Raw genomic sequence first — 5,950 nt, 5'->3', positions numbered from 1 at the left:
GGGGAAGCGGGCGCGGACGGCGTCTCCCCGGCGCGCGGCGCGCAGCCGGGCAGCAGCAGCGCCAGCGCCGCCGCCAGCGCGAGCAGGCGGGTATTCTTCTCTTTCACAGCATCGCCTCCCGGGCGTGAAAAACAAAACAGGCCCTGTCAGAGCAGGGCCGCTTTGCCGTTATTCCTTCGGATGGAGGTTCCCCATCTTATACTTCCCGGCGGCAAACTCCTCAACCGCCTTCTGCACCGGCTTTTCCTCGGTGATCGCGTGCTCCTCCTCCTGCTCCTGCGCGATGTCGCGGGCGCGCTTGGCGACCGCGACCACAAAGGCATAGTAGCTGTCGCCCGGCTTGATGATGGAGGTAATCGAGGGCCTAAGCATACTCATGAAACTCACACACCTTATCGATAAATTTTTTCATGTTGCGGGTGCGGCACTTTGCCGCCGTGATGATCGCGCCCAGCTGTTCGCGCGCCTTTTCCACATCGTCGTTGACGATCACATAGTCGTATTCCGCGGCGTGGGAGAGCTCGAACCGCGCCGTGCGCAGCCGGGCCTCCATCGCCTCCGGCGTCTCGGTGCCCCTTCCGGCGAGCCGCTCGTGGAGCGTCCCGTAGGAGGGGGGCAGGATAAAGACGAAGACCGCCTCGGGAAAGCTCTCCCGGATCTTCATCGCGCCCTGCACCTCGATTTCAAGCACCACGTCCCGCCCCTCGGCGATGTGGCGCTCCACCTCGGCGCGCGGCGTGCCGTAGCAGTTCCCGCTGTATTCCGCGTATTCCAGCAGGCCGCCGCTCCCGGCCAGCCGGTCGAACTCCCCGCGCGTGATGAAGTGGTATTCCACTCCGTCCGTCTCTCCGGGCCGGGGGGCGCGCGTCGTCACCGACACCGAAAGCACCGCCTTTGGGTGGCTTTCGAGATAGGGCCGCAGGATCGTGCCCTTTCCGACGCCCGACGGCCCCGAATAGACGATCAGCGTACCCTCACTCATCGTCCTCGACCTCGTCGTCCTCATCCACCATGCGGTTGGCGACCGTCTCCGGCTGCACCGCCGAGAGGATCACATGGTCGGAGTCGGTGATGATGACCGCGCGGGTCCGGCGGCCGTAGGTCGCGTCGACCAGCGTGCCGCGGTCGCGCGCGTCCTGGATGATCCGCTTGATCGGGGCGCTTTCGGGGCTGACAATCGCCACCAGGCGGTTGGCGCACACCATGTTGCCAAAACCGATGTTGATGAGCTTCATCTTGCGTTCTCCTTATTCGATATTCTGTATCTGCTCCCGGATTTTTTCCACGTCGCTCTTGATGTCGACAACCACCTGCGCGACCGACACGTCCTGCGCCTTGGAACCGATCGTGTTGGCCTCGCGGTTGATCTCCTGCACCAGGAAGTCGAGCTTCCGCCCGATCGGGCAGTCGTGGCCGAGGATTTCGCGGAACTGGGCGAGGTGGCTTTCCAGCCGCACCGTCTCCTCGTCCACCGCGACCCGGTCGGCGAAGACCGCCGCCTCCGTCACGATGCGGGCCTCGTCGATCTGGCGGTCGGCGAGCACCTCGCGGATTTTCGCGGTCAGCCGCTCGCGGTAGGCCTCCACCGTGCGGGGGGACTGCTCCTTGACGAACGCGACGCCCCGCCCGATGCTCTCGAGCCGGTTTTGCAGATCGGCCCGCAGGCGTTCGCCCTCGGCGGCGCGCATGGCGACGAAGCGGTCCACCGCCTCGTCCGTAACCGTCCTGACCGCCGCCCAGATCTCCTCCTCGTCCTCCGCCTCGCGGCGGACGGTAAAGATGTCGGAAAACCGTGTGAGAGTGGAGAGGGTCAGGTCGTCCTCGAGCCCCGCTTCCATGCCGATCTTCCGCAGAGCGGCCACATAGGCGCCCGCCAGCTCCCGGTTGGCCTCGACGACCGCGTTCTGCCCCTCGACCGTCAGGATGGTGACGCCGACTTCCACCTTGCCGCGGGAAATCTGCCCCTGCACGTAGCTTTTGAGGCGCTCCTCCAAATATCCGTACGCCCGGGGCACCCGCGCCGAAAATTCAAAAAACCTGTGGTTGACCGACTTGATCTCCACCGTAATGTCCCGGCCGCCCAGCATCCGCTGCGCGCGGCCGTAGCCCGTCATGCTTTTGACCATCCGTGTAACCCATCCTCTATGTCGATTTGGCGTGCGCCGACGCACATTTCTGTATCTAGATATTTTACCCCACAACGGCCTTTTTGTCAATTTCCATTGGGCTTTGGCCCGGCCTCTGCAAAAGGGCGCGTATGCAAAAGCGGAGGGGCGCCGGCCGGCGCCCCTCCGCGGGAATTCCTGGTGATGGTTATTTTGCAAAGGAGGGAAGCACACGCTTTACGGCGGCCGCTTCCGGAGCTTCCGCAGCCGGATCCACCGCAGCGGCGGATTCCTCCGCTGCGGGCGCAGGCTTCTGGGCAATGATATAAGTGCCCAGCGACCGTACCTTCGTCTCAAAGACCCAATCGCCGTCATCCGTCTCGCGGATTTTGCCCGACGCCGTGATGTCGGAAAGCTCTCCGTCAATCTTCTGGCAGACCATGATCTCCTCCGGATCGGCAGACAATTCCCCGTCCTCATCCACGAAGGGGATGCGCAGCTTCAATGTCGCGCGGCTCGTCGCGGCCAGCTTTGGGCTGAACAGAAAGTCGTAGAGGTAAGCGTCCTGATCCGCGAACCTCTCCGCGTACTCCTGGTCGTCCCACTGGGTTTTCATCTTCGGATAAAAGATTTTTCCGTCGTCATCACCCGTAAAGTCGAGCCACGCGAGGGTGTGATTGTTGTCCTCCCAGGTGATTGCGTTGTCCTCATTTTTAGAGGGCTTGAGCACCTCGCCGCGGCTCCCCGCCGCAAAGTCCGCGTCCGCGTTCACGCCGCGGTTGGAAACCCAGAAGGGCGCCGTGTAGACGGTGCATTTGGTCCCCGCCGGGATAATGCCTGCATATTCCACGGGAGGGTCCGGATGTACATCTCTATTACCCCATTCTATCGGTTTTTTCGCGGTAGATGTCAGTTTGAAGGAAATCTTGTACTCATCATCGGTGGGAAACTCTTTGAGCTTAATCTCCAGCACCCACCAACGTTTTCCTTTCGTATAACCTGTTCCATTCCAGTCTCCCGCGTCCCAGCCGTCCTGCTCCGCATCCAGCCGTTTCAACCCATCCAGCTTTTTCTCGACAACTTTTATGGACGAAATATACTTTGAACCATCCTCTGCGGTTGCCTTAATCTTCCAGAATTCATTGTTGAAATGGTCCATGTTGGTATTCTCTTGGAAAGCAGCATCTGAAAGTACAAAAGGAATGTACAGCGTAGAACCCGATAACACCGTGTCGTTCAGATCGTTGTTATCAGGATTATCACCGTCCTCAATCCCGGGTTTCATTTTGTCTTCCGGCTCAGCCAGAATATACCACGTGGGCAAAACGACTCCATCAGCAGGGACTCGCAAAGTCAACTCTGCCAACAAGTCTGCCGCCTCATCAGGCGGCCATTCTTCCAGCGCAAATGCGGTCACACCAACTGACAATACCATTGCCAAGGCCAACAGGGTTGATAACAATTTTTTCATCTTTCTCCTCCTCAAACGTCCCAAATAATACTATTTGTAAATTTTACTCAACATATAATCAAAATATTGGGTAAATTTACAAAATTAGTATATCATTTATTTGTTTTCAGTGTCAAGCCTTGTCACAAATTGCAATTTTACACATAAGTGCGGAAAAGAGGCCGCCGAAAACCCGGCGGCCTCTTTTCTATAAAATTCTGATCAGACGGGGTGGACCTTGCTGGCCTTGTCGGCATGCCTGCCGTCGACGCCGTACTTCTTGTTCTTGCGGGACTCGAAGAATTTGGGCGCGACCTGCGGGAACATCGCCATCGTGAGGATATCCTCCTCCTGCTCAAGGTACTCGGCGGGGAACTCGGCGCGCATCTTCTCCATCTCCGGCTCGAGCAGGTCGGCCGGGCGGCAGTCGATCGGCTCTTCGTCGCCGATGATCTTCTTGCGGAAGGCGGAGTCGATCTCGACCGGGGTCTTGCCGTACTCGCCCTTGACCAGCCCCTTGAACTCCTTGGTGACCATCTTGTACCGCTCGCCCATGATGACGTTGAACACCGCCTGGGTTCCGACGATCTGGGAGGTCGGGGTGACCAGCGGCGGGTAGCCCGCGTCCTTGCGGACGTTCGGGACCTCGCGGAGCACATCCTCGAACTGGTCCTCCTTCCCGGCCTGCTTGAGCTGGGAAACGAGGTTGGAGAGCATGCCGCCCGGCACCTGGTAGATCAGCGTGTTCGCGTCAACGCCCATGACCTTCGGGTTGAGAAGCCCCTCGTCGAGGTACTTCTGGCGCAGCTTGGCAAAGTGGGCGCGCACGACGTCCAGCTTCTTGAGGTCGAGCCCGGTGTCGTAGGGGGTGCCCTGCAGCGCGGCAACCATCGACTCGGTCGCGGGATGGGAGGTGCCCATCGCCAGCGGGGACATCGCGGTGTCGATGATGTCGACGCCCGCCTCGATCGCCTTCAGCTCCGCCATCGAGGCGAGGCCGGAGGTGTAATGGGTGTGCAGGTTGATCGGGATTTTGACGGCCTGCTTGAGCGCGGCGGTCAGTTCATACGCGGCGGACGGCGTGATGAGCGCCGCCATGTCCTTGATGCAGATGGAATCCGCGCCCGCGCTCTCGAGCTGCCTGGCGTAGTCCACAAAGTAGTCGATGTCGTGCACCGGGCTGAGGGTGTAGGACATCGCCGCCTGGAGGTGGCAGCCCGACTTTTTGGCCGCGCGGATCGACGCCTCGAGGTTGCGGATGTCGTTGAGCGCGTCGAACACGCGGATGATGTCGATGCCGTTGTCGACCGACTTCTGGACGAAATATTCGACCATGTCGTCGGCGTAGTGGCGGTAGCCCAGCATGTTCTGGCCGCGGTAGAGCATCTGCAGCTTGGTGTTGGGCATCTCGCGGCGGATCGTCCGCAGGCGCTCCCACGGGTCCTCGTCGAGGAACCGGATGCACGAATCGAAGGTCGCGCCGCCCCAGCACTCGCAGGAGTAGAAGCCAACCTCGTCCATCGCGGGCAGGATCGGGAGCATCTCATCCAGACGCATGCGCGTCGCAATCAGCGACTGGTGCGCGTCGCGCAGGATGGTCTCGCAAATTTTAACCTTTTGAGCCATGGATCATTCCCCCTTAACCGATGGAGATGAGCAGATCGTCCGAGTTGACAGAATCGCCCTTCTTGACATGGACGCTCACAACCGTACCGGCAACAGGGGTGAAAATCTCGTTTTCCATCTTCATCGCCTCGAGCATGAGCACGAGCTGGTTGGCCTCGACATGGTCGCCGACGTTGACCTTCACATCGAGGATGTTGCCGGGCATCGGCGCGGTGATGTTGGTCGAGCCGGCGGCGGGAGCGGCGGCCGGCGCGGGAGCCGGGGCAGCCGCGGGAGCGGGAGCCGGCGCGGGAGCCGGGGCGGGCGCGGGGGCCGGAGCGGCCACGGGCGCGGCGACGGGCGACGGGATCGGGGAGGGCACGGCATAAGGCATCGCGGCGGGAGCCGGAGCCGGGGCGGCGTAGACGGGAGCGGGCGTCGGGGCCGGAGCGGCGGGAGCCGCGCCCGGAGCCAGCTCGTCAACCTGTACGTCGTAAGCCCTGCCGTTGACAACTATGTTAAATCTTTTCATGACTGTATCCTCCTGAAATATAATTTGTTTTTGGGGTTGATATGGTCTGCCGGGCCGCACTGGTTCCGGGCGGCCGGCCTGCATCGGTAGGTATCCGCCGCGTCCGTGCGGCGACGGCGGGCCAGCGCCGGGTTACATCGAGATGTTGCCGTGCTTCTTGGGCAGAGTGCTCACACGCTTGCCGGCGAGCATGTCGAGCGCAGAGATGACCGCGGCGCGGGTGTCGGCGGGGTCGACCACGTCGTCGATGTGGCCCTT

The 5,950-nt window shown here is 61.3% G+C and carries 7 protein-coding genes; all 7 read right to left on the bottom strand.

The features are described from left to right. Positions 1–168: 168 nt before the first annotated feature. The 7 genes from rpoZ to RDM88_RS11290 all read right to left on the bottom strand — a co-directional run bounded on the left by rpoZ (position 169) and on the right by RDM88_RS11290 (position 5,692). The gene (rpoZ, locus tag RDM88_RS11320; RefSeq protein WP_308754943.1) at positions 169–378 is read right to left on the bottom strand and encodes a DNA-directed RNA polymerase subunit omega; all 210 of its coding nucleotides are present in this window, start codon (positions 376–378) and stop codon (positions 169–171) included. Then, positions 365–982, bottom strand: coding sequence for a guanylate kinase (gmk, locus tag RDM88_RS11315; RefSeq protein WP_308754942.1), 618 nt, complete (start codon positions 980–982; stop codon positions 365–367). Before gmk ends, rpoZ begins: the two co-directional genes overlap by 14 nt. After that, on the bottom strand, positions 975–1,235 hold the full coding sequence (gene remA, locus RDM88_RS11310; protein WP_101548914.1) for an extracellular matrix/biofilm regulator RemA: 261 nt from the start codon (positions 1,233–1,235) through the stop codon (positions 975–977). The genes gmk and remA overlap by 8 nt, the downstream gene beginning before the upstream one ends. 12 nt (positions 1,236–1,247) lie before the next feature. Next, positions 1,248–2,126, bottom strand: coding sequence for a YicC/YloC family endoribonuclease (locus RDM88_RS11305; protein WP_308754941.1), 879 nt, complete (start codon positions 2,124–2,126; stop codon positions 1,248–1,250). 187 nt (positions 2,127–2,313) lie between these two features. Further along, positions 2,314–3,576, bottom strand: coding sequence for a hypothetical protein (locus RDM88_RS11300; RefSeq protein WP_308754940.1), 1,263 nt, complete (start codon positions 3,574–3,576; stop codon positions 2,314–2,316). Positions 3,577–3,777: 201 nt separating this feature from the next. After that, the gene (locus RDM88_RS11295) at positions 3,778–5,181 is read right to left on the bottom strand and encodes an oxaloacetate decarboxylase subunit alpha (RefSeq protein ID WP_308754939.1); all 1,404 of its coding nucleotides are present in this window, start codon (positions 5,179–5,181) and stop codon (positions 3,778–3,780) included. A 13-nt stretch (positions 5,182–5,194) separates the two neighbouring features. Then, the gene (locus RDM88_RS11290; protein WP_308754938.1) at positions 5,195–5,692 is read right to left on the bottom strand and encodes a biotin/lipoyl-containing protein; all 498 of its coding nucleotides are present in this window, start codon (positions 5,690–5,692) and stop codon (positions 5,195–5,197) included. Positions 5,693–5,950: the final 258 nt, after the last annotated feature.

This window comes from uncultured Anaerotruncus sp., from assembly GCF_902490045.1.
Lineage (GTDB): Bacteria > Bacillota > Clostridia > Oscillospirales > Ruminococcaceae > Anaerotruncus.
The sequence above is the reverse complement of the archived record's forward strand: the minus strand, read 5'-3'. Positions and strand labels throughout refer to the sequence as shown.